Here is a 20,670-nt window from a genome sequence, read left to right on the forward strand (position 1 = left end):
TGCCTGAGACACCTCGCTACCGGAATCATCGCGACCACCCAGGTTCCGATTTCGGACCGTTCGAGAAGTGCTGCCCGCCCGGAATCGCGACGCCGTCGGGGTCGGTGACCCGGATCAGATCTCTCCGGTGAAGACCCGCACTTCGCCCTCGGTGGTGAGGCCGACGTCGATGGTCGCGTCGAGTTCGTTCTGGTTCGTGCACCCTTCGAGCGCGCCGTAGAGGTGCGTGTAAAGTTCCGGTCGACAGTACGCGATCTTGATGCCGGCCTCGTCTCCGTGTGCGTACACGTCGGCAACCAGATCGTCGAAGCTCGTCCCCGGCGAGACGGAGAACTGGACCGGGGACCGAATCGTCCGAACGAGTTCCAGCGTCCGGCGCGCCTTCTCGACGTTCTGTTCTGCCGCCCGTTCGATGGCGCTGATGTTCGAGTCGGTCGTTCCGAGCCGGTCCGCCACTTCCTGTTGGGTGTGTCCCCGCTCTCGGAGTTCGAGCACCTCGACCTGCCGGTCGGTCAGCGTCGTCGAGTCAGTAGCGACCATGTGGGTCAAACAGATGTGTTTGAGATAAGCTTTTCTCCGAAACGCATGTCCTCCCGATATGGTGACTGACCGGCGCTCGTCGAGACGAGAGTTCCTCGTGACCGGCGGGACGGCCCTCGTCGCCGGGAGCGCCGGCTGTACGGGTGGACGGAGTCGCGACGACGGCCGGTCGGCGACGGTCGCTATCCTCGCGGCCGGCAGCCTCCAGAACGCGATCGCAAACGGGCTCAAACCCGCCGTGGACGTTCCGGTCGAAGTCGAGGCGCACGGCTCGGCGACGGTCGCCCGGATGATCGCCGAGGGACAGCGCGACCCGGACATCGTCTCCGTCGCCGACGTGGCACTGTTCGAACGCCCCCTGTCACCGCCGTGGTACTCGGTGTTCGCAAGCAACTCGGTCGTCGTTGCGTACAATCCGGAGACGGCCGGCGGGGAGCGCGTGGCAGAGGCCGGAGCCGAGCGGTGGTACGAGCCGATGGCCGAGGGGAGCGTGCGGATCGGCCGAACCGACCCCGATCAAGACCCGCTCGGATATCGGACGCTCTTCGCGCTCGAACTCGCCTCGCGGTACTACAACGATGCGTCGGATCTCGGGGCGCAGATCCTCCATCGAGACCAGATCTATCCCGAGACGTCGCTTATCAGCCAGTTCGAGACCGGGTCGATAGACGCGGCGTTCGCCTACCGGAGCATGGCCGTAGAGCGCGGCTACGAGTATGTCGAGTTGCCGACGCAGATCAACTTGAGTGACCCGCGGTACGCCGAGGAGTGGTACTCGAACCCCTCGTACACGCTCCCGAACGGTCAGGAAGTCGAGGGCGGACTCATCAGTTACGGGTCGACTGTTCGACACATGAGCGACGCCGCAGTGTCCGTGTTCGATGCCCTCACGACCGGGGCGTACCTCGAAAACCACGGGTTCCTCCTGCGCGAGCAGTTCCCCGCCTACACGGGCGAGGTTCCTCGGCGCGTCAGCCGGACGACAGGCCTATCCGACGAGAATCGATCCCGGCTCGATCGTCCCGGCGAAGCGCTATCGGCCGCAGTATCGGACATCACCGTTCTGGTTTGAATGACGACAGAGACACACACTGAGCGGTCGGAACCGAGCGCGTTCGGACTCGACTGGCTCGACGTCTCGCTCCTCGGCGGCGGCGTGTTGCTCCTGTACTACGTCGTGCCGTTGGTGTCGCTGTTTCTCTCGGTGCCAGTCGGAGATGTTCTCTCCCGGATGAGCGACCCGACCGTCGTAGATTCGGCGACCACGTCGGTGCTTTCTGCGTCGATCAGCACGGCCCTCGCCACGCTGTTCGGTCTGCCGCTCGCGTACTGGCTCGCGCGCACCGACGGACCGGTGGCGAAGGTCGCCCTCGCGGCCGCGGTCCTTCCGTTGGTGCTCCCACCGACGGTCGGCGGGATCGTGTTACTCACCGTGTTCGGCCCGGGATCACCGATCGGCGAGGCCGCGGCCGCCGCCGGGTTTCCGCTCACGCGGTCGCTCGCCGGGGTGGTGCTCGCCCAGACGTTCGTCGCGTCACCGTTCGTGGTGGTGACGGCGAAGGCGGCGTTCGAGAGCGTGGACCGAACGCTCGAACACGCCTCGCGGTCCCTCGGGAAGAGCCGACTGACGACCGCCCGCAACGTGACGCTACCGCTCGCCGGACCGGGGATTCTCGCCGGAGTGACGCTCGCGTTCGCGCGGGCGATAGGCGAATTCGGCGCGACGATGATGCTGGCGTATTACCCTCGAACGATGCCGGTCCAGATCTGGGTGTCGTTCGTCGAACTCGGACTGGACAACGCCTATCCGGTGGCGATACTGCTGGTACTGATCGCCGCGACGACGCTCGTGTGCCTCAACACCGTCGCCTCGAACCCATGGGACTGACGCTCGAACTCTCGCGGGTGCACAAAGCCTACGACCAGTTCGACTTCGGTCCGCTCGACCTGCGGGTCGACGACGAGGTGCTCGCCGTCCTCGGACCGTCCGGCAGCGGGAAGACGACGCTGCTCTCGGCTGTCGCCGGGATCACGGCTCCGGACGCGGGGTCGATCCGGCTCGACGGACGAGAGCTGGTCGGGCTGCCGCTCGAAGACCGGCGCGTGGGGATGGTCTTTCAGGAGGGGGCGCTCTTCCCGCACATGACCGCCCGGGAGAACATCGAGTACGCGGCGACGGAAGACGGCCGAGCGAGGGAGCTTGCGACGCTCCTCGAAGTGGACGACGTACTCGACAGGACCCCATCGACGCTCTCCGGTGGCGAACGTCAGCGGGTCGCCCTCGCGCGGACGCTCGCGACCGAGCCGGACGCGCTGCTCCTCGACGAGCCGTTGTCGAGTCTCGACGCCCCGATCCGGACCCGGCTTCGGGACGAACTGCACGGGCTGTTCGACTCGCTCGATATCCCCATCTTGTACGTCACACACGATCAGCGGACGGCGACGGCGCTCGGCGATCGAATCGCCATCGTTCGAGACGGCGGGCTCGAACAGGTCGGGACGCCGTCGGCGGTGCTCACTCGTCCGACAAGCCGCTTCGTCGCCAGCTTCACCGGTAACGAAAATCTCCTCGAAGGAACGGTAACTGAGGAAGATCCGGACGGAGCGCGGGTTCGCGTCGGCGACTGCGACTTCCGGACGACCGCGTCGGCCCCCGCCGCGTCGACCGTGACGGTCTGTATCCATCCGTCGCGGATCGTCATCGAACCGTCGAACGACGCGACCGGCGACCGCACGGCAAACGCCGTTGCCGGGACGGTGTGTCGGTGGCTCAACGAGGGGAGCGCGTACCGGCTCGATGTCGACGTCGGGACGGCACAGCCGCTCGCCGTGAACGTGCGTCCGACGACGTTCGAACGCCTGTCGATTGAGACCGGCTCGGACGTCCGGGTATCGGTCCCACGGGAGTCGGTCCATCTGATTCCGGACGGCGCGGAATCATAGCGAGTCGCCCGGTGTGCGGAGCCGGCGGACCGTAAGCGATTACGCTGGCCCGCGCCTGTCGGCGGGGTATGGAGACGGAATCCGAGGCACGGCGGAGCGAGACGGGAGCGAACGAGACGGGAGCCGAGCGGCGCGGACGCGACGTGGTGGTCGTCGGTGGCGGCGTCGCGGGGCTCTCTGCGGCCGTGTTCACGGCGCGACACGGGCTGGACACGCTCGTCGTCGACGCCGGCGGCTCGGTCCTCAGGCGGAACGCCAGACTGGAGAACTTTCCGGGGTTCCCCGTGGGCGTCGACGCCCGCCGACTGCTCGACCTCCTCGGCGAGCAGGCCGACGCGGCCGGAGCCGACCGGATCGAGGGGCGGGTCACGCAGGTCGAACGGCCCGACGCGTCGGCCGCGGACGACGCGCCGCCGGAGAGCGACGGTGACGCGCGTCGGTTCGCGGTCGAGACGGAGGCGGGCGCTCGCGTCGAGACGGCTCGCGTCGTGGCCGCGAGCAAGAACGAGGTCGGGTATCTCGCGGACCTCGCCGGCGTCGAGGTCGTCGACCGCGGGAAGGCGTACCTCGACGTCGACGAGCGGGGACGGACCGGCGTCGAGGGAGTGTACGCCGCCGGTCGAATCGCACGGAAGCCCCACCAGGCGGCGGTGTGTGCCGGCCACGGCGCGGAGGTCGGCGTGACGATCCTCGAAGACGCCGACCGGCCGTTCTATCACGACTGGGTCACGCCGGACGGGTACTTCACCGACCGCGATCGGGGCCTACCGCCGGGCTGCGAGGAGATCGACGCGACAGAGCGACGAGAGCGCGCGGCGGACGCTCGCGAACGGATGCGGTCGGCGTTCGCGGAGCCGCACCCGGACCCGCAGGGGACGCACCCGAGCCTCGAATAGGGACGACGTCACCGTCTCCGTCGCCGCGCGGCAACGGTCCGGTACAAACATTAATACGATTTCGAGTCAATACAGTCACAGATGCAGCTTCGAGACGCCCTCGACGATTACAAGCGCACCACCGGGCACGAGACGCGGTTCCCCGGCGAGCGACGGACCGTCTCCGGTCGGTTCTCCGGCGGCGACGGCCGTCTCGTCCACGTCGACGGCGACGGCGAACTCCGCGACTTCGGCTATCCGCTGACGGGACAGACGGGCCTCGTTCGGGCGCGGTTCGGGCTCTTGGTCGGTGGCGAGGACGTCTGGTTCGACGCGGGCGACACGAGCCAGCGGTACGTCGGCGACGCGCCGCTCGTGGAGACCGTCCACGAGGTCGACGGCGCGACCGTGACCCGCCACGACGCGACGCTCGGCGACGCTCACGTCACGCGCGCGACTCTGGCCGTCGACACCGACGGAGACCTCGCGGCGGAGGACTGTTCGCTCGTCGTGTACGCCCGCTTTGCGCCAGATGGGCGCGACGAGCGCGTCGGTCAGCTCCGGTACGACGACGCGGTCGAGGTGTACCACGCCGACGAACACGACTTCCTCGCGAGCGCCACGGGCGTTACCGACCTGCGAGGACAGCTTCCGGCGACGTTCGCGGAGGTCCTCGACGACGCGCCGACGGAGTTGCCGCGCGACCGCGACGGCACGCACTACGACGAGGAGCGGCTCTCGGGGGAGGTCGTCGTGGATGTTCCCTTCGATGACGGAGTCGCGGCCGTCGGGTCGCTCCTGACGGACCGGACCGAGACGAGCCGCGAGGCGGCACGCGAATGGCTCTCGACGCTCCTCGATGACGCGGTGGCCGTCGACACAGACTCCGGGGACCGGCTCGCCGATGCCGCGCGCGAGACGGTTCCGGACGTGCCGGAGTCAGTCCCCGCCCGCGAGTCGGTGGTCGCGGACCTACGCGTGCTCTCGCTGCTCTCGGCGGAGTCCGGGCTCCGGATCGCCGGCCCCGACTTCGACCCGCACTACCAGCACTCGGGCGGGTACGGCTACACATGGTTCCGCGACGACGCCGAGATCTCGACGTTCGTCGTGGACGCCGCCGACCGGCTCGGACTCGGGCTCGACGACTGGCACGCCCGGTCGGCCGCGATGTACGTCAACGCCCAGCGGCCCGACGGGTCGTGGCCGCACCGCGTGTGGCCCCGGAACGGCGCGCTCGCGCCCGGCTGGGCGAACGCGCGCATCGAGGATGGACCGGACACGGACTATCAGGCCGACCAGACGGGGAGCGTCATCGCGTTCCTCGCGAGAGCGCGCGCCGCCGGCGTCGACGTCGACGGCCTCGACCGGACGCTCGTCGCCGCGCTCGCGGGACTCGACGAGACGCTCGCGCCGGACGGTCTCCCCGTTGTCTGTCAGAACGCGTGGGAGGACTCGATCGGCCGATTCGGGCACACCGCGGCGACGTTTCTGGAGGCGTACAGCGACCTCGCGCGCCACGGCGAGGGGCTCGACGCCGCGGCACTCGACGCGGACTCGTCGGCCACGAGTCGGACGGACACGGATCTGCCGGACGACCTCACCGCCCACGCCCGCGAGCAGGCCGCGCGGGTGTTCGACGCGATAGACGACCTGTGGGTGCCAGAGCGGGAGTGTTACGCCCTTCGCGAGACCGCACAGGGCGAGATCGACGACCGGCTCGACTCGGCGACGCTGGCGCTGGCGAGCGCGCACCGCTCGTTCGACGCCGTCGACGAGGTCGGCGCGGAGAGGCTCGACCGGCTGGTCGCACACGTCGAGCGCGTGGTCGACGGGCTCGCCCGCGAGACTGACGCCGTGTCGGGGCTGATACGCTACGAGGGCGACGGCTGGCGACGCGCGGGCCAGCGCTCGGAGAAGGTGTGGACCGTCTCGACCGCGTGGGGCGCGAACGCCTGCGCCGAACTCGCCGCGCTGCTCGCCGCCCACGACGACCCGCGGGCCGACGAGATGTTCGCCCGCGCCCGCGAGCTGCTCGCGTGCGTTTCTCCGGGCGGCACGCTGTGTGCGCCGACCGGGTATCTCCCAGAGCAGTTCTTCGACGACGGGACGGCCGACAGCGCGACGCCGCTCGGGTGGCCGCACGCGATCCGGCTCGCGACGGTCGCGCTGCTCGCCGACGCCGACCGGCTGTCGTCGCCCCCGACCGTCGCAGAGTGAGACGCGTCGCGGAATCCGCCCCCCCGACCGCGGCGAGCCCGAACTGCCACCTCACGTCGCGTCCGCGAGCACGGCCCCACCGGTCTGCTGGACGACGTAGTAGACGATGATCGCGGCGGTGACGAGCGGGTCCGCGAACGGCAACGTGACGAGAAGCGCGACCCCGAGGTTCTTGAGGTTGGTGGTGAAACACAGCGCGACCCCCTGATCGCGCCCGATACCGAGAGCGCGCTGACAGCCCGCCGTGAGCGCCGCACCCGCGCAAAAGAGGAGCACGGCGACGCCGACGATCGCGAGCAGCGCGCCCCCGTCGATGCCGAAGACGCCGATGCCGGCGACGGCCGTGTAGATCAGGAGGAGTATCGCGACCGTCGAGGCTCGATCGACCGTCTCGGCCGCGAGCGCGTCGGTGGGGACGACGACGGTGAGCAGTACCCCGACGACGACGATCACCGCGAGGTCGGTGAGGATCGAGGCCGTCGGAACGGTGATCCGCGAGCCGACGAGCCGGGTGAGCACGAGGGGGGTCGCCGCGGGCGCGACGAGCAGCGACGCGATAGAGCCGATCGTCGCCAGCTGTGCGTCGCCGCGCGCGAGCCGCGTCCAGATTATCGCGCTTCCGGCGGTCGTCGGGACCGAGAGCGCGACCGCGAACCCGATCACGGCCGCGTCCGAGAGCGCGAGTTCGACGAGCCGCATCCCCGCGAGCGGCAACACGACGTACGAGAGGCCGAGCGAGAGCGCGACGATCGCGGCGTACGACGAGTAGTCGATCGACTCGAACCGGACGCCCCGGAGCGACGTGAACACGAGGAAGACGACGAGCGGCGTGATGAGCGGGTCGAGATACGGCGACAACTGCGGCGCGAGGACCCCGACGCCGGCGGCTCCGAGGACGAGGAGCACGTTCGAGAATCGCGCGAGTGCGGTCCGGATCATGACGAGTGGCTCGGCCAGTCCGATTCACTCTGACGGGGACGAAAATATACCTGCTGGTGACGCGTGCAAATGTCCCAAAACGTCGACGGCTGCGCCGATCGGAACTAGTGCCTCCGCCACCGCTATGCCACCGCCTACTCCACCAACACCACGCCACCGCCACGGGACCGCCTACTCCGCGACCGTCGCGTCGAACTTCTCGCGCACCGTCTCCATCTTCGGTTTCGCGTGGAAGGTACAGTAAGCGTCGTCGGGGTTCTTCGCGAAGTAGTCCTGGTGGTGCTCTTCGGCGCGGTAAAACGTCTCCAGCGGCTCGATCTCGGTGACCACGTCGTCGTCGTACGCCGAGTCGAGCGCGTCGACGTACGCCTCGGCGACCTCCCGCTGCGTCTCGTCGTGATAGAGGACGATCGACCGGTACTGACTGCCCACGTCCGGCCCCTGGCGGTTGAGCTGGGTCGGGTCATGGATCTCGAAGAACGCCTCCAGTACGTCTTCGTAGGCGAGAACGGCCGGATCGAACTCGACTTGCACGACCTCGGCGTGGCCGGTGGAACCCGAACAGACCGCCTCGTAGGTGGGGTCGTCGACGTGGCCGCCGGCGTATCCGGAGGTGACCGACTCGACGCCGGCGAGCTGTTCGAGCGCCGCCTCCGTACACCAGAAGCATCCGCCGCCGAGCGTCGCCGTCTCGCGCGTCTTTGACATGCTCAGTGGTAGGGCGCGGAGACGTATGAATCGTGTGCGTCTGGGAATCTGGTGTCACCCACGCAGGAGCTCGCCCGCGTCCGCGACTGGCGTTACTGGACCGCGTAGACGACGTTGACCGACACCCGCACGCTCACGTCGCCGGTCTCGATGCCCGTCGACGCGCCGCCGGCGTCGCCCTCGGCCACCGCCGCACTATCGGCGACCCGGTACGGCGACACGCCTGACCCGCCGGTCGAGACGGCGTGGACGCCCTCGATCGTCAGGTCGCTCTCGTTCGCGAGGACGTCGGCGTCGTCGCGGGCGTTCGCCATCGCGTTCTGGAGCGCCCGTTCGCGAACCTCGGCCTCGCGGTCGTCGCTCAGGCCGAACTGGATCCGCTGGACTTCGTCCGCGCCGGAGTCGATCGCGACGTCGATGACCTCGCCGACCGCGTCGACATCGTCAAGTTCGATCGCGTACTGGTGGACGCCTCTGTACTGCTCGCGCTCGGGGTTCTCGCGCGACTCGTACGTCTCGCTCACGTCGTAGCGAACGGTCCGAATGGCGTCCTCCGTGAGCCCCCACTCCGTCAGTCCGGCGCGCAGCGAGTCGTCGGCGGCCGCGAGGTCGTCACCGACCGCCTGTGCGTCCGAGCCCGACGCGGTGACCGCCACGCGGATCGTCGCGCGGTCGGGACTCGCCGTCGCCTCGCCGTCTGCGGCCACGTCGATGCGCCCGTCGAGCGTCGCCTGGTCGCCCGGCCCATTCCCGGGGCCGCCGGTCGATCCGGCGAGTCCCGAACAACCCGCCAGCGCGACGAGCAGCGTCACGCCGACGATCGCAGTGAGTCGTCTGTCCATACGAGGAGACACGTCGGATACCGGCAAGAAGCCGCCGGTGAGACAAAGAGCCGTTTGTGTTACCCGTCGCGATCGATGGCGTCCGGATCGTCAGTACCGTCTTCGTCGTCCGCCTCGCTTCCGTCGTCCGCCTCGTCTTCGTCGTCGTGGTCGGTGATAACCGCCGGTTCGGGCGACTCCTCGCCGTCAGCATCCGAACCGTCGGCATTCGCGTCGTCGTCCGCGCCGTCATCGTCGTGATCGGTGATCACCGCCCGCTCCGATGATCGATCTGCGTCGGCATCCGGATCGCGTTCCACATCGAGATCGGCCGTCTCGTCGCTGTCGGGTGCGTCCTCGCGCTCCGCGTCGCCCACCTCGGCGCTCGTGTCGACATCGGACCCGCGGGTGTCCGTCGACTCGTCAAGCCGCGGCTCGGCGTCCGCCTCGCCGAGGTCGGCACCGCTCGACTTCTCGGGGTCGCGCTCGACTCCGTCGAGGACGGGAGTGGTGTCGCGTCGACCGGAGCCGAACAGCCGCTCGCGGATCGACCGCCTGCTCGGGCGCTCGGCGAGAAGCAGCGAGCAGTCGACGTCGTTGGTGATATCGAGGTGCAGCGAGTTCGAGACCAGCCGCGAGAGCATCCCCTTCTCCGTCGCACCGAGTATCACGAGCGTGTTCCCCGTCGCCTCGCGGGTGATCGCCTCCTCGACATCGCCGCTGTCGTCGACGACTCGCTCGGCGTCCGCCAACCCGTTCTCTCTCGCCCACGCGGTGAGGAATCCCTCGCCCTCCTCGCGGTGTTCGGGACCGTCGACGACGTGTAACAGCCGAACCGTCGAGCCGGCGGTCCGCGAGAGGACGCTCGCGACTTCCGCGCCGAGCGTCGAGTCGGGACCGCCGGAGGTGGGGAGGAGTATCCGGGAGGTGTCGAGGTCGTGGTCGTTCAAGATGAGGAAGTCACAGGGGAGCTGGTTCGTGAGTTCGTCGATCGGGCGCTCCGCGCGGGCCGCGCTCCAGAGCTGATCGTCGCCCCAGCCCATCAACACGGCGTCGGGACGGGTGCGGCGGGCCATGTTGAACACCTCCTCGAACGAGCGGTGCGTGACGACCGTCGAGGTGGAGACGTCGATGTCGTACTCCTCCGCCGTCGCTTTGAGTCCCTCCATCCCCTCCTCGGAGACGTCGGCGATCCGCCCGGCCCCCGCCGACAGCGACATCCGCTCCGGCGCTTGCACGACGTGGACGATGTGGACGACTCCGTCCTCGCGGTCGCTCGCGAGCCGGCTCGCCAGCTCGACTATCTGTCCGTCGGTCCGCGGGTTCGTGATCGGTACCATGATCCGGTGGCCTTCGTCGGCGAACAGCGTCGCCTCCGTGGCGTCCAAGATCGGGACGTACGACCGCCCGGCCGCCCGCCCGAGCGCCCACTCCGGCACGGTGAGCCGACGGGTCATCCCCTCGAAGCGCGCCTCTTCGAGCCGCTCTTCGCTCGTCTGGAAGTAGTTCACCAGCGTGACGAGGACGACGCCGCCGATGGTGTTCCCGAGAAGCACGGGGAGCACGAATCCGACGATTCCGCCGTAGAGACTGACGTCGCCAGCGTACAGACCCATATCAGCCGCAAACAACAGATACAGCACTTCGGTAAACGAGACCACGACGTGGTACAGGTCGCCGAGCGGGATCGCGAGGAACGCGAGGTAGACGACGAGCAGCCGCGTGACGGAGTTCGTGGAGGCGAATCCGACCCAGACGACGCCGGCGACGATCAGTCCCGCCATCGCGGCCTTGAAAAAGAGCGGCCAGAAGCCGACCTCGAAGCCCCCGCTGGAGATGTAGATTGCGGCGTCGACCGTCTCGCCCGTGAAGACGCCGCCGTACGAGAGCACGACCGCGCCGAACGCTCCCCCGGTGAAGTTGCCGGCGAGAACGATACTCCAGTGGCGCAGCAGCGTCGGGAGGCTCGCGAGCCGTTCGAGCGTCAGCGCCACCGGCGGCAGGGTGTTCTCCGTGTACAGCTGGTAGCCGCCGATGATGATGTAGACGAAGCCGAGCGGGTACAGGAGGACGCTCAAGATCGGATGCCCGTCGGTGGCGGCCGTGAGCGACGCGTACAGCATGAACGTGATCGTGATCGCGAGCCCCGCCGCGAGCCCGCTGAAGAAGAGTTCGCGGCTCCCGGAGGTCACCTCCTCGTCGGCGGCGGCGATGATCCGCTGGAACACCTCGTCCGACGAGAACCGGTCCCGGACGGCCTCGCCGACCGCCGGCGCGCCGCTACGAGAGCGCTCGACGACCTCGCGCATCGAATCGTCGTCCGGCCGCGTTGAATCGGTCACTGTCCTACCACTGGAGCCGCGGTAAAAAGTAGTTCCTCTTTCGGCATACGCGCCGAAAAACGCCGGTTTTGAACTTTGGCGGGAGATAGTAGCAGATTTTGCAGGGAATCCGATCGTCGCTCACTGATTCGGCATCCGCTACGTCAGGGGGCGGAGGGTGAGAACGGCCGGCGGCCGGGGTGACCGGACCGTCGGCCGTCTCGGCGTCAGGCTCGTGCGACCGTGACGAACCGGACCTCCACGCGAACTTCACCGTCGATCGTCGCCTCGATCCGATCGTCGAGCGCGGCCGCCACGCCGTCGACCGTCCCGCCCGGCGGCGTTCCGACCGTGACGGTCACGCGCTCGGTGTCGAGCGGCGGGAGCATCCCGCCGCGTTCGACGTCCAGTTCGAGCAGCTCCAGTCCGGAATCAAGCGCTGCTAGCTCGTCACCGGTCGCGGACCGGATGTCGGCCTCCGTCGTCGACGCCACGTAGGATTCGTAGGTGACGCCGCCGAGGAACACGGAGAGGACCGCGATGGCGGCGACGAGCACGGCGACGCGCGTAACGAACGCGGCGCGGGCGTCGTCCTCGCGGAACCAGCGCTGCGGCCTGTACCCCTCGTACCAGAGGACGACGAGCGCGGAGAGGTTGATGGAGAGCACGTTGACGGCGACGATCACGCCGGATCCGAGCACGAGCCGCGGAATGCCGAAGGCGATGCCGATCCCGACCGCGGCCGCGGGCGGGATCAACGCGACGGCGATCATGACGCCGACGAGCGTCGCCGAGACGCCGGTCATCAGCGAGACGATGCCCGCGATCCCGGCACCGATCGCCACGACGAGCACGAGGACGTTCGGCGCGACGCGCTCCGACACCTCGGCGAGTTCGAGCGGGTCGAGCCCCGGCGGGACGAAGGCGAGCGAGCGCACGGCGAACGCGAACACCGTCGCGGCGACGACCGCCACAGCGACGCCGAGAATCTGCATTCGCACCCCGCGTCGGAAGGTGTCCTCGTCGTCGACGACGGTTCCGACCGCCGCCGACATCGCGGGACCGATGAGCGGGGCGATCACCATCGACCCGACGACGGTCGCCGGCGAGTCCAACAGGAGTCCGGCGGTCGCGATCACCGCGGAGATCACGGTCATCAACACGTACGTGCTGATCCCGGAGGCGAGGTCGTCGGCCTTGGTCTGTAGCTCCTCGCGCGAGATGCGGTCGCCGCCGTGTTCGGACTCCTCGGCGTACTCCTCCTCTAAGGCCTCGAACCGCCGAGAGATGACCGTCTCGGCGGCGACGATCACGGTGTAGGTTCGCTCGTCGATACCCGCCTCCCGGAGCCGTTCGAGAACGGGCTCGACGGCGGCGGTCGGCAGCGGGAACGTCGCGACCGCGGTGTACTCGCGTCCGCTCGTCTCGTCGGTGACGACGTAGTCCACCCCTTCGTCGTCCAGCGCGCGCACGACGGCCGCGCGCTTTCCCGCCGGGATCATGACCTGAACGAGTCGCACGGTCTGGGTTCTCTCCCGCGGACCATATAAACGGGCGGTGATCACCGGGGCGGATCGGGCGGTACCGTTCCAGGGCACCCCGCGCGAAACGGAACTTTAATGCGCGAATCCCACACACCTTCGGACAAGAATGCTCTCGCCGTTGGCCATCGACACGTTCCTGCTCGACTACCACCTCGGGCACGTCATACTGCTCGGGTTCATCGTCTCGCTTCTGGGAGCCGTGCCGCTGAAGTCGCAGAAGGTGTTCGCGTCGGTCTTCGCCGGGTTCGGGCTGATATTCATGATCGCACCGTTCACCACGATGCCGAAGGTGTACGTTCTCGCCGGCATCCCGCTTATCCTCGTCGGCGCGCTGTTGTGGACGATGAGCGGCCGCTGACCGGGCGGTCGCAGACCGTCATGCGGGCGGTCGGGGCTCGTCGGTCGCGTCGGCGTCTCCCGCCGGTCGATCCCGCTCCTTTTTGCACCCCGAGCGAAACTGGTCGCCATGGTCACGGTACGAGCACCCGCCACGAGCGCGAACCTCGGCAGCGGGTTCGACGTGTTCGGGGCGGCGCTCACGCGACCGGCCGACGTCGTCACCGTCGAGAAGGCGGCCGAGACGACGATAGAGGTCACGGGCGTCGGCGCGCAGTACATCCCGGAAGACCCCGAGAAGAACACCGTCGGCGCGGTCGTCGAAGCGCTCGACGCCCCCGCGCGTATCCACATCGATAAGGGCGTCCGACCGGCGTCCGGACTCGGTTCCTCGGCCGCCAGCGCCGCCGGCGCGGCCGTCGCGCTCAACCGGCTGTACGACTGCGGGCTCTCCCGGTCGGAACTCGTGCCGATCGCCGCGGAGGGCGAGGCAGTCGTCTCCGGCGTCGCGCACTCGGACAACGTCGCGCCCTCGATCCTCGGCGGGTTCACGGTGACTACACGAGAGGGGACCCACGCGGTCGACGCCGCGGTCCCGCTCGTCGTCTGTCTCCCCGACGTCGCGGTCTCGACGCGAGACGCACGCCGGGTCGTTCCCGAGACCGCCTCGATGGACGACCTCGTCGAGACCGTCGGAAACGCCGCCACGCTCGCCGTCGGGATGTGCCGGTCCGACCCCGACCTCGTCGGGGCCGGGATGAGCGATCCGGTGGTCACTCCAGAGCGCGCGCGCCTGATCACGGGGTACGACGACGTGCGGGCCGCCGCCTTCGACGCCGGGGCCGCGGGCGTGACGGTGAGCGGCGCGGGACCGGCGGTCCTCGCTGTCTGTCGAGACGGGGACCGCCGCGGCGTCGCCGCAGCGATGCTCGACGCCTTCGCGGACGCCGGCATCGACGCACGGGCCTATCAGACGCGGATCGGTCGCGGGTCGACGGTGCTCGACGAATAGGGCTTCGGCCGCGGTCCGTGGTTATCGGTCGATTCCGGCCGCGCCGTCGACGACAGCCGCGACGTCCGCGGGCGAGATAACGGCGATGTCGCCGGCGATCGTGCGCTTCAGCGCGGCGGCCGCGGCGGCCCACTCCAGCGCGTCGGCGACGCCGCCGCCGGCGATCCGTTTCGCGAGGTACCCGGCGACGAACGCGTCGCCGGTGCCGATCGCATCGACGGTGTCGGCGTCGAAAACGCCCTGTTCGTGTACTTCTCCGTTACGCAGCGCGACCGCGCCCTCCGTGCCGCGGGTGACGATCACCGTCTCGAAGCCGAAGTCGGCGGCGAGTCCGTTGGCGATGGTAACGGCATCGCCCTCGCGGTCTAGAACCCGTCGGGCGTCGCGCCGCGGGACGAACAGCGTGTCCACGTGCTCGAACAGGTCCTCGTAGGCGGCGCGGGCGGTCTCCGTGTCCCAGAGCTTCGCCCGGTAGTTCAGGTCGAGCGACCGAGTCACGCCGGCGTCGCCCGCGGCGCGGAGCAGGGCGGCCGTCGTCGCGGCGGTGCGCTCTGAGAGCGCCGGCGTGATCCCCGTCGTGTGAAACCGCGAGGCGGACTCCAGCGCGCCGGTCGGTAGCTCCTCGGGCTCGACGGTCGTGATCGCGGCGTCGGCGCGGTCATAGACCACATTGGTCCCGCGGGGCTCGCCGCCGTGTTCGAGGTAGTAGGTCCCGACCCGGCTCGCGTCGGGATCGGCCCACGCGGCGCCGGTACGAACGCCGTGGCTGCGCAGCTCCGAGACGACGCGCCGCCCGAGCGGCGAGTCGGGGAGCTTCGAGAGCCAGACCGCGTCGGCACCGAGCCGCGCCGCGCCGACGGCGACGTTGCTCTCCGCGCCGCCGGCTTGCACGTCGAACGTCTCGGCCGTCTCTAATCGCTCGCCGCGCGGCGGCGACAGGCGGAGCATCGTCTCACCGAACGTCACGAGATCGGTCATGCCGACCACCCGACCTGCGAGGTCGCCGCGGTGTCCCGGGCCGGCGGCGTGACAGTGGTCGGCGGTGTGGAGGCGGTCGGCGCTTCGGTCGCGGCGTCGCCCGTCGTCGAGGCGGTCGCGGCGTCGCCGATCGTCGAGGCGGTGTGCATACCGGAGTCTCCGCGGGCGAGTACAAAAGGGTCAGCGATCGGTCGAGACGGCGGCGACCGCACTCCGGGTGCGTCGGATCCGGACGCGTTTTTGTTCGCGGAGCCCCAGTCGTCGATATGAACTACCAGCCCGGGGTCTGTAACATCGGACCAGCACAGCAGCGGCGGCGGCTCCTGCTCGGGGTCGGGTCGCTCGCTGCCGCCGTCGCTCTCGTCGGTGCCACGCTCGCGCTGTCGTGGCCCCGATGGGTGCTTCTCGCGTCCGTGTTTCCGCTGTACGGGGCGGCGATCGGCGTCATCCAGTACCGCGAGCGGTTCTGTATCGGCTTCGCCGGCATCGGCGTCTTCGACGTCGGCGACGGGACGAGCGAGGTGGCCGACGAGGCGGCGCTGGCGGCCGACCGCGAGAAGGCAGTCCGGCTGAACCTGAAGGCGATCGCCGTCGCGGTCCCGGTCGCCGTCGCGGTGTACGCCGTCGTTGTCCTCGGTGTGTGACGCGCCGGGCGTCGACCACGCTCGACGGACGTATCCGCCGGTGACGCCGCCGCAGCAGGGTCTTTCGCTGGCGGTCTCCCCGCCGCGGTCCGTTTCGCGTCGAACACACAGGAGACCCCACGAACGTGCGCATAGAAAAGCATTAGAACGGGCTCGATAACCACGTAAGTGAATGAGTCTGTCCGATCCGGACCACGAGCTCGTCGTCGCGGAGCTGGGCCGGGAGCCGACGGCGGCCGAGGCCGCGCTGTTCGAGAACCTCTGGAGCGAACACTGCGCGTACCGCTCCTCGCGGCCGCTCCTGTCGGCGTTCGACAGCGAGGGCGACCAGGTCGTCGTCGGCCCCGGCGACGACGCGGCCGTCCTCGCGTTACCCGAACCGGACGCCGCGGACACGCCCGCGTCGGAGCGCGACGCCGACGACTACGGCGACCAGTACGTCACCTTCGGCGTCGAGAGCCACAACCACCCGTCCTTCGTCGACCCCTTCGACGGGGCCGCCACGGGCGTCGGCGGCATCGTCCGCGACACGATGTCGATGGGCGCATACCCGATCGCCCTGCTCGACTCGCTGTACTTCGGCGACTTCGACCGCGAGCGGTCGCGGTACCTCTTCGAGGGCGTCGTCGAGGGGATCTCTCACTACGGCAACTGCATCGGGGTGCCCACGGTCGGCGGCAGCGTCGCCTTCCACGGCGGCTACGAGGGAAACCCCCTCGTCAACGTCGCGTGTGTCGGCCTGACGAACGCGGATCGGCTCGTCACCGCCACGGCCCAAGAGCCGGGGAACAAGCTCGTCTTGGTCGGTAACGGCACCGGCCGCGACGGCCTCGGCGGCGCGTCGTTCGCGAGCGAGGACCTCGCGGAGGACGCCGAGACGGAGGACCGCCCCGCGGTGCAGGTCGGCGACCCCTACGCGGAAAAGCGGCTCATCGAGTGCAACGAGGCCCTCGTGGACGAGGATCTGATCGTCTCCGCGCGCGACCTCGGCGCGGCCGGCCTCGGCGGGGCGTCCTCCGAACTCGTCGCGAAGGGGGGGCTCGGCGCGCGAATCGACCTCGACCGGGTCCACCAGCGCGAGCCGAACATGAACCCGATGGAGATCTTGCTGGCCGAGAGCCAAGAGCGGATGTGCTACGAGGTTTCACCCGACGACGTCGAGCGCGTCGCGGACCTCGCGGAGCGGTTCGACCTCGGCTGTTCGGTCATCGGCGAGGTGACGGACGGGAACTACGTCTGCGAGTTCGCCGGCGACGCCGAGAGCGACGCTGACGACCCCGAGAGCGAGGTCGTCGTCGACGTCGACGCCGAGTTCCTCGCCGACGGCGCGCCGATGAACGACCTTCCGAGCGAAGCGCCAACCCAGCCCGGCCGGGACCTCCCGGACCCGGCTCCCGCGCTCGACGAGGCGGTCGAGTCGGTGCTCGCCGCGCCCTCGACCGCGAGCAAGCGCTGGGTGTACCGTCAGTATGACCACGAGGTCGGGGCGCGAACGGCGCTGAAACCCGGCGACGACGCCGCTATCATGGCGATCCGCGAGACAGAGCGCGACGGCGAAAGCGCGGGCGACGGCGAAAGTTCGGGCGACCGCAAAAGCGCGGGCAGAGAGGAAACCGCTCCCGCAGACGGGGGCGTCGGCCTCGCGCTCTCCTCGGGCGCGAACCCAAACTGGACCGCGGCCGCGCCGTACGAGGGGGCCCGCGCGGTCGCCCTCGAAAACGCCACGAACCTCGCCGCGAAGGGCGCGGTCCCGCTCGCCGCGGTCGACTGTCTCAACGGCGGCAACCCGGAGAAGCCGAGCGTGTACGGTGGGTTCGAGGGGATCGTCGACGGGCTCGCCGACGCCTGCGCCGACCTCGATACCCCGGTCGTCGGCGGGAACGTCTCACTCTACAACGACAGCGTCGAGGGGCCGATCCCGCCGACGCCGACCCTCGCGCTGATCGGCACGAAGCGAGGGTACGACGCGCCGCCCGCGGCGCTCGACGCGGACCACGCGGCCGACTCCGAACTGCTCCTCGTCGGTGCGGGGGGCGACGCGCTCGGCGGGTCGGAGTACCTCGCGCAGACTGGAGGGACAGACCGGTTCCCGTCGCTTCCGGACGAGTCGGGCGACGGCGACAGCGAGCTCGGTGACGACGAGAGGCTCGGTGACCTCGTCGCGTCGCTCGCGGCGGTCGCGCGACACGAGTCGACGCTCGCGGCCCACGACGTGAGCGACGGCGGGCTCGCGGTCGCGCTCGCCGAGCTGGTGACCGACGACGCCGGCGTCGACGCGCGGCTCCCGGACCGCGTCGCGGCCTTCGACGAGACGCCCGGCCGCCTCGTCATCCAGACCACTGATCCCGAGGCGGTCGCCGACCTCGCGGGCGAGACGCCGGTGCTCCGCCTCGGCGACGTGACGACCGACGGGACGCTCTCGCTCGGCGTCGGCGAGGAGTCCGTCGCGCTCACCGCCGACGCGATCCGCGACCACCGCGACGTCATCGACCGCGAACTCGCCTGAGCCGGGCTCCGGTCGCGGCGAATCACGAACCCCGGCGGCGCGTCGCCGAGGCGAGAGCGTCCGCCGGCCGCGGCGAGCCGTCCCGCTGGGCGTTTTCGACGAGAGAAACCGAGCGATATGTTTTTAGGGTTTCCTAAAATACGTAGCGACACTCACGGGACACCGGTCGCTCCGGTGCCCGCCACATCGATGGCTCAAACGCAATCAGTCGGAACGACACAGTCGGACGGGGAACGCGAGGAGGCGAGCGGGTCGTCTGACGCGGCGCGGCCGGCGACCTCTGAGTCGTCCGATCCGGTGTTGTCGCTATCGAACGTGCGGAAGGATTTCGGACCCGAGACCGCCATCGACGGCGTCTCGCTCGACGTCCGCCCCGGGGAACTGCTCACGTTTCTCGGTCCCTCCGGGTGCGGGAAGACGACGACGCTCCGCACGATCGCGGGCTTAGAAGAGCCGACCGACGGCCGCGTCGTCCTCGGCGGCGAGACCGTCGCCGGTAACGGCACGCTCGTGCCGCCCGAAGCGCGCGACGTCGGCATCGTCTTCCAGAACTTCGCGTTGTTCCCGCACCTCACCGTCCGCGAGAACATCGCGTTCGGGCTGGAGGACGCGGACGCGGCAGCAACCGAAGCGCGCGTCGACGAGCTGCTCGAACTCGTCGAGATGACCGACCACGGCGAGAAGACGCCGGACCAGCTCTCCGGTGGGCAAAAACAGCGCGTCGCGCTCGCGCGCTCGCTCGCGCCCGAACCCGAGGTCCTCCTCTTGGACGAACCGTTCTCGAACCTCGACGTGCGCCTGCGCGTGGAGATGCGCGAAGAGGTGCGCCGCATTCTGAAGGAGGCCGGCGTCACCGCCGTCTCGGTCACCCACGACCAGGAGGAGGCGCTGTCCATCTCCGATCGCGTCGCCGTCATGAACGACGGGCAGATCGAGCAGGTCGGTCGTCCCGAGGAGGTCTTCGAGCGACCCGAGTCGAAGTTCGTCGCCTCCTTCCTCGGCCGCGCGTCGTTTCTGCAGGGCCACCTCCGCGACGGGAACGTCGAGACGGAGATCGGTCGGTTCGACGCCGTCACGCTGGAGGGATACGACACGGTCTACGACGGCGCGCCGGTCGACGTCTTGGTCCGCCCGGACGACCTCCGAGCGACCCCCGCGAGCGCAGAACTGGCCGACGGCGTCATCGTCTCCAGACAGTACGTCGGCCCCTCGTTCGTCTATCGCGTCGAACTCGACTCCGGCGACGCGGTCCACTGCCTGCACAACCACGTCGAGGAGTTCGACCTCGACGAGCCCGTGACGCTGGATCTGTCGGCCGACCACCCGCTGGCGTGGTACCCGAGGTAGCGGCGGAGTTCGCCGGACGCACAGAAACGTCAGTCACGATGTTCTACGACTGCCTAAACGGCGGGTTCACAGCGGTGCGCCCGGATCAGAACGTGACCGGAGCAGAATGTGACCGGATCAGAACGTGAACAGGAAGGGGAGCACGTACGCGACCAGGAGTCCGACGAGGGTGACGGCCGCGCCGATACCGACCTCGCGGCTGCCGAACTCCTGCATCGGGGCTGTCACGCGCTTGTCCGGGTCGGGCTCGGAATGATCGTCCATATCGGCGTGTCGGACCGGGGGATACATAAGCGCACCTGAACGCGCTCGGGAAGTCGCCGAGCCATCGACGCCGGCGCACACGACGAGCAGACGGGAGACCAGTTCGCACCCGCCTTCGGGAGGGTGATCGAGACGCGGCGAGGGGGCGACGACCGGACGTGTCGCGTCCGGTATCCGACGCCGACCGGGTGGCGGTCGCTGTGAACTCGATCTGAACGCGGAGCCGAATCGCAACCGATTGCGGTCCGCGCGCGAGCGCGCTGTCGACGGCTTCCGACGAGCGCGGACGGCCGTTCCACATGTCGGGATTGCGCGGTACAACGTGTCATGCGCACGTCTGCCGCACTCCTCGCCGAATTCACACGCTCGGCGGACGGAGAGTCGATTTCGGTCGAACCGCTACGACCGCTCGGTCGACGAGTGTTCCGACACCAAGTATGTTCAGATTAATTTTACACCGAAAATACATGTAAACACATCGAAGCGTGTCTGACACCTGCGATGGCGGTACGAGGCCCGAAACTCTCGATCGCTGTCTCGCGGTCGCCGAAATTCCCCACCTCCGGTAGTTTCATATTATAGTAGCTAACTGACTGTCATGTATCGGCGGCGGACGGTTCGGCTGCACCGGAGATCCGGGGGGATATCCGGTCGTGGTCACGCCGCTGACGAGTC

At 69.2% G+C, this 20,670-nt stretch carries 19 protein-coding genes; 10 read left to right on the forward strand and 9 right to left on the reverse strand.

Annotation, left to right across the window (positions count from 1 at the left end; genetic code table 11):
• Positions 1-114: 114 nt before the first annotated feature.
• A complete protein-coding gene (locus EP28_RS04315) occupies positions 115-540 on the reverse strand; it encodes a Tfx family DNA-binding protein (RefSeq protein ID WP_049982748.1) in 426 nt (141 codons plus the stop codon).
• Between the two features lie 58 nt (positions 541-598).
• Between EP28_RS04315 and EP28_RS04320 the strand changes: the two genes are divergently transcribed.
• The 5 genes from EP28_RS04320 to EP28_RS04340 all read left to right on the forward strand — a co-directional run bounded on the left by EP28_RS04320 (position 599) and on the right by EP28_RS04340 (position 6,575).
• A complete protein-coding gene (locus EP28_RS04320) occupies positions 599-1,612 on the forward strand; it encodes an extracellular solute-binding protein (RefSeq protein ID WP_080506051.1) in 1,014 nt (337 codons plus the stop codon).
• On the forward strand, positions 1,613-2,428 hold the full coding sequence (locus EP28_RS04325) for a molybdate ABC transporter permease subunit (RefSeq protein ID WP_049982749.1): 816 nt from the start codon (positions 1,613-1,615) through the stop codon (positions 2,426-2,428). It begins immediately after the preceding gene.
• On the forward strand, positions 2,419-3,483 hold the full coding sequence (locus EP28_RS04330; protein WP_155118428.1) for an ABC transporter ATP-binding protein: 1,065 nt from the start codon (positions 2,419-2,421) through the stop codon (positions 3,481-3,483). The genes EP28_RS04325 and EP28_RS04330 overlap by 10 nt, the downstream gene beginning before the upstream one ends.
• A gap of 68 nt (positions 3,484-3,551) precedes the next feature.
• Positions 3,552-4,379 (forward strand): FAD-binding protein, encoded by an 828-nt coding sequence (locus EP28_RS04335; protein ID WP_049982750.1) that lies wholly within the window; start codon positions 3,552-3,554, stop codon positions 4,377-4,379.
• 81 nt (positions 4,380-4,460) lie between these two features.
• On the forward strand, positions 4,461-6,575 hold the full coding sequence (locus tag EP28_RS04340; protein ID WP_049982751.1) for a DUF7997 domain-containing protein: 2,115 nt from the start codon (positions 4,461-4,463) through the stop codon (positions 6,573-6,575).
• 51 nt (positions 6,576-6,626) lie between these two features.
• Here EP28_RS04340 and EP28_RS04345 read toward each other — a convergent pair whose 3' ends face one another.
• The 5 genes from EP28_RS04345 to EP28_RS04365 form a co-directional block, all read right to left on the reverse strand.
• Positions 6,627-7,514, reverse strand: a complete 888-nt coding sequence (locus EP28_RS04345) for a bile acid:sodium symporter (RefSeq protein WP_049982752.1) — start codon at positions 7,512-7,514, stop codon at positions 6,627-6,629.
• A gap of 171 nt (positions 7,515-7,685) precedes the next feature.
• Entirely contained in the window at positions 7,686-8,222 is a 537-nt protein-coding gene (gene msrA, locus EP28_RS04350) for a peptide-methionine (S)-S-oxide reductase MsrA (protein WP_049982753.1), read from the reverse strand.
• Between the two features lie 92 nt (positions 8,223-8,314).
• Positions 8,315-9,064 carry an SIMPL domain-containing protein gene (locus EP28_RS04355; protein ID WP_049982754.1) on the reverse strand — a complete coding sequence of 250 codons (750 nt, stop codon included), beginning with the start codon at positions 9,062-9,064 and terminating at the stop codon, positions 8,315-8,317.
• 59 nt (positions 9,065-9,123) lie between these two features.
• Complete coding sequence (locus EP28_RS04360) at positions 9,124-11,385, reverse strand: formate/nitrite transporter family protein (RefSeq protein ID WP_049982755.1); 2,262 nt, start codon at positions 11,383-11,385, stop codon at positions 9,124-9,126.
• A 206-nt stretch (positions 11,386-11,591) separates the two neighbouring features.
• The gene (locus tag EP28_RS04365) at positions 11,592-12,866 is read right to left on the reverse strand and encodes a TIGR00341 family protein (RefSeq protein ID WP_049982830.1); all 1,275 of its coding nucleotides are present in this window, start codon (positions 12,864-12,866) and stop codon (positions 11,592-11,594) included.
• Between the two features lie 148 nt (positions 12,867-13,014).
• Here EP28_RS04365 and EP28_RS04370 point away from each other — a divergent pair, with 148 nt between their 5' ends.
• Both EP28_RS04370 and EP28_RS04375 read left to right on the forward strand, forming a co-directional pair.
• Positions 13,015-13,266, forward strand: a complete 252-nt coding sequence (locus tag EP28_RS04370) for a DUF8006 family protein (RefSeq protein WP_049982756.1) — start codon at positions 13,015-13,017, stop codon at positions 13,264-13,266.
• A gap of 108 nt (positions 13,267-13,374) precedes the next feature.
• A complete protein-coding gene (locus EP28_RS04375) occupies positions 13,375-14,256 on the forward strand; it encodes a homoserine kinase (RefSeq protein ID WP_049982757.1) in 882 nt (293 codons plus the stop codon).
• A 21-nt stretch (positions 14,257-14,277) separates the two neighbouring features.
• Here the strand turns inward: EP28_RS04375 and kdgK1 are convergent, their stop codons facing one another.
• On the reverse strand, positions 14,278-15,243 hold the full coding sequence (gene kdgK1, locus EP28_RS04380; RefSeq protein ID WP_303645079.1) for a bifunctional 2-dehydro-3-deoxygluconokinase/2-dehydro-3-deoxygalactonokinase: 966 nt from the start codon (positions 15,241-15,243) through the stop codon (positions 14,278-14,280).
• Positions 15,231-15,383, reverse strand: coding sequence for a hypothetical protein (locus tag EP28_RS14070; RefSeq protein ID WP_155118429.1), 153 nt, complete (start codon positions 15,381-15,383; stop codon positions 15,231-15,233). Before EP28_RS14070 ends, kdgK1 begins: the two co-directional genes overlap by 13 nt.
• 117 nt (positions 15,384-15,500) lie before the next feature.
• Between EP28_RS14070 and EP28_RS04385 the strand changes: the two genes are divergently transcribed.
• The 3 genes from EP28_RS04385 to EP28_RS04395 all read left to right on the forward strand — a co-directional run bounded on the left by EP28_RS04385 (position 15,501) and on the right by EP28_RS04395 (position 19,731).
• Positions 15,501-15,878 (forward strand): hypothetical protein, encoded by a 378-nt coding sequence (locus tag EP28_RS04385; protein WP_049982759.1) that lies wholly within the window; start codon positions 15,501-15,503, stop codon positions 15,876-15,878.
• A 172-nt stretch (positions 15,879-16,050) separates the two neighbouring features.
• A complete protein-coding gene (gene purL / locus EP28_RS04390; RefSeq protein ID WP_049982760.1) occupies positions 16,051-18,384 on the forward strand; it encodes a phosphoribosylformylglycinamidine synthase subunit PurL in 2,334 nt (777 codons plus the stop codon).
• A gap of 189 nt (positions 18,385-18,573) precedes the next feature.
• Positions 18,574-19,731: an ABC transporter ATP-binding protein gene (locus EP28_RS04395; RefSeq protein WP_049982761.1), complete on the forward strand. Its 1,158-nt coding sequence runs from the start codon at positions 18,574-18,576 to the stop codon at positions 19,729-19,731.
• Positions 19,732-19,848: 117 nt separating this feature from the next.
• On the opposite strand, the gene EP28_RS14355 is transcribed toward EP28_RS04395, so the two are convergent.
• Positions 19,849-19,995 (reverse strand): DUF7550 family protein, encoded by a 147-nt coding sequence (locus tag EP28_RS14355; RefSeq protein ID WP_196219603.1) that lies wholly within the window; start codon positions 19,993-19,995, stop codon positions 19,849-19,851.
• Between the last annotated feature and the right edge of the window lie 675 nt (positions 19,996-20,670).

The organism is Halorubrum sp. BV1, from assembly GCF_000746205.1.
GTDB lineage: Archaea > Halobacteriota > Halobacteria > Halobacteriales > Haloferacaceae > Halorubrum.

Coding starts and splice junctions, on each gene's coding strand:
- EP28_RS04315 (WP_049982748.1), bottom strand. CDS start 540: ATGGTCGCTACTGACTCGACGACGCTGACCGACCGGCAGGTCGAGGTG.
- EP28_RS04320 (WP_080506051.1), top strand. CDS start 599: ATGGTGACTGACCGGCGCTCGTCGAGACGAGAGTTCCTCGTGACCGGC.
- EP28_RS04325 (WP_049982749.1), top strand. CDS start 1,613: ATGACGACAGAGACACACACTGAGCGGTCGGAACCGAGCGCGTTCGGA.
- EP28_RS04330 (WP_155118428.1), top strand. CDS start 2,419: ATGGGACTGACGCTCGAACTCTCGCGGGTGCACAAAGCCTACGACCAG.
- EP28_RS04335 (WP_049982750.1), top strand. CDS start 3,552: ATGGAGACGGAATCCGAGGCACGGCGGAGCGAGACGGGAGCGAACGAG.
- EP28_RS04340 (WP_049982751.1), top strand. CDS start 4,461: ATGCAGCTTCGAGACGCCCTCGACGATTACAAGCGCACCACCGGGCAC.
- EP28_RS04345 (WP_049982752.1), bottom strand. CDS start 7,514: ATGATCCGGACCGCACTCGCGCGATTCTCGAACGTGCTCCTCGTCCTC.
- msrA (WP_049982753.1), bottom strand. CDS start 8,222: ATGTCAAAGACGCGCGAGACGGCGACGCTCGGCGGCGGATGCTTCTGG.
- EP28_RS04355 (WP_049982754.1), bottom strand. CDS start 9,064: ATGGACAGACGACTCACTGCGATCGTCGGCGTGACGCTGCTCGTCGCG.
- EP28_RS04365 (WP_049982830.1), bottom strand. CDS start 12,866: ATGATCCCGGCGGGAAAGCGCGCGGCCGTCGTGCGCGCGCTGGACGAC.
- EP28_RS04370 (WP_049982756.1), top strand. CDS start 13,015: ATGCTCTCGCCGTTGGCCATCGACACGTTCCTGCTCGACTACCACCTC.
- EP28_RS04375 (WP_049982757.1), top strand. CDS start 13,375: ATGGTCACGGTACGAGCACCCGCCACGAGCGCGAACCTCGGCAGCGGG.
- EP28_RS14070 (WP_155118429.1), bottom strand. CDS start 15,383: ATGCACACCGCCTCGACGATCGGCGACGCCGCGACCGCCTCGACGACG.
- EP28_RS04385 (WP_049982759.1), top strand. CDS start 15,501: ATGAACTACCAGCCCGGGGTCTGTAACATCGGACCAGCACAGCAGCGG.
- purL (WP_049982760.1), top strand. CDS start 16,051: ATGAGTCTGTCCGATCCGGACCACGAGCTCGTCGTCGCGGAGCTGGGC.
- EP28_RS04395 (WP_049982761.1), top strand. CDS start 18,574: ATGGCTCAAACGCAATCAGTCGGAACGACACAGTCGGACGGGGAACGC.
- EP28_RS14355 (WP_196219603.1), bottom strand. CDS start 19,995: ATGGACGATCATTCCGAGCCCGACCCGGACAAGCGCGTGACAGCCCCG.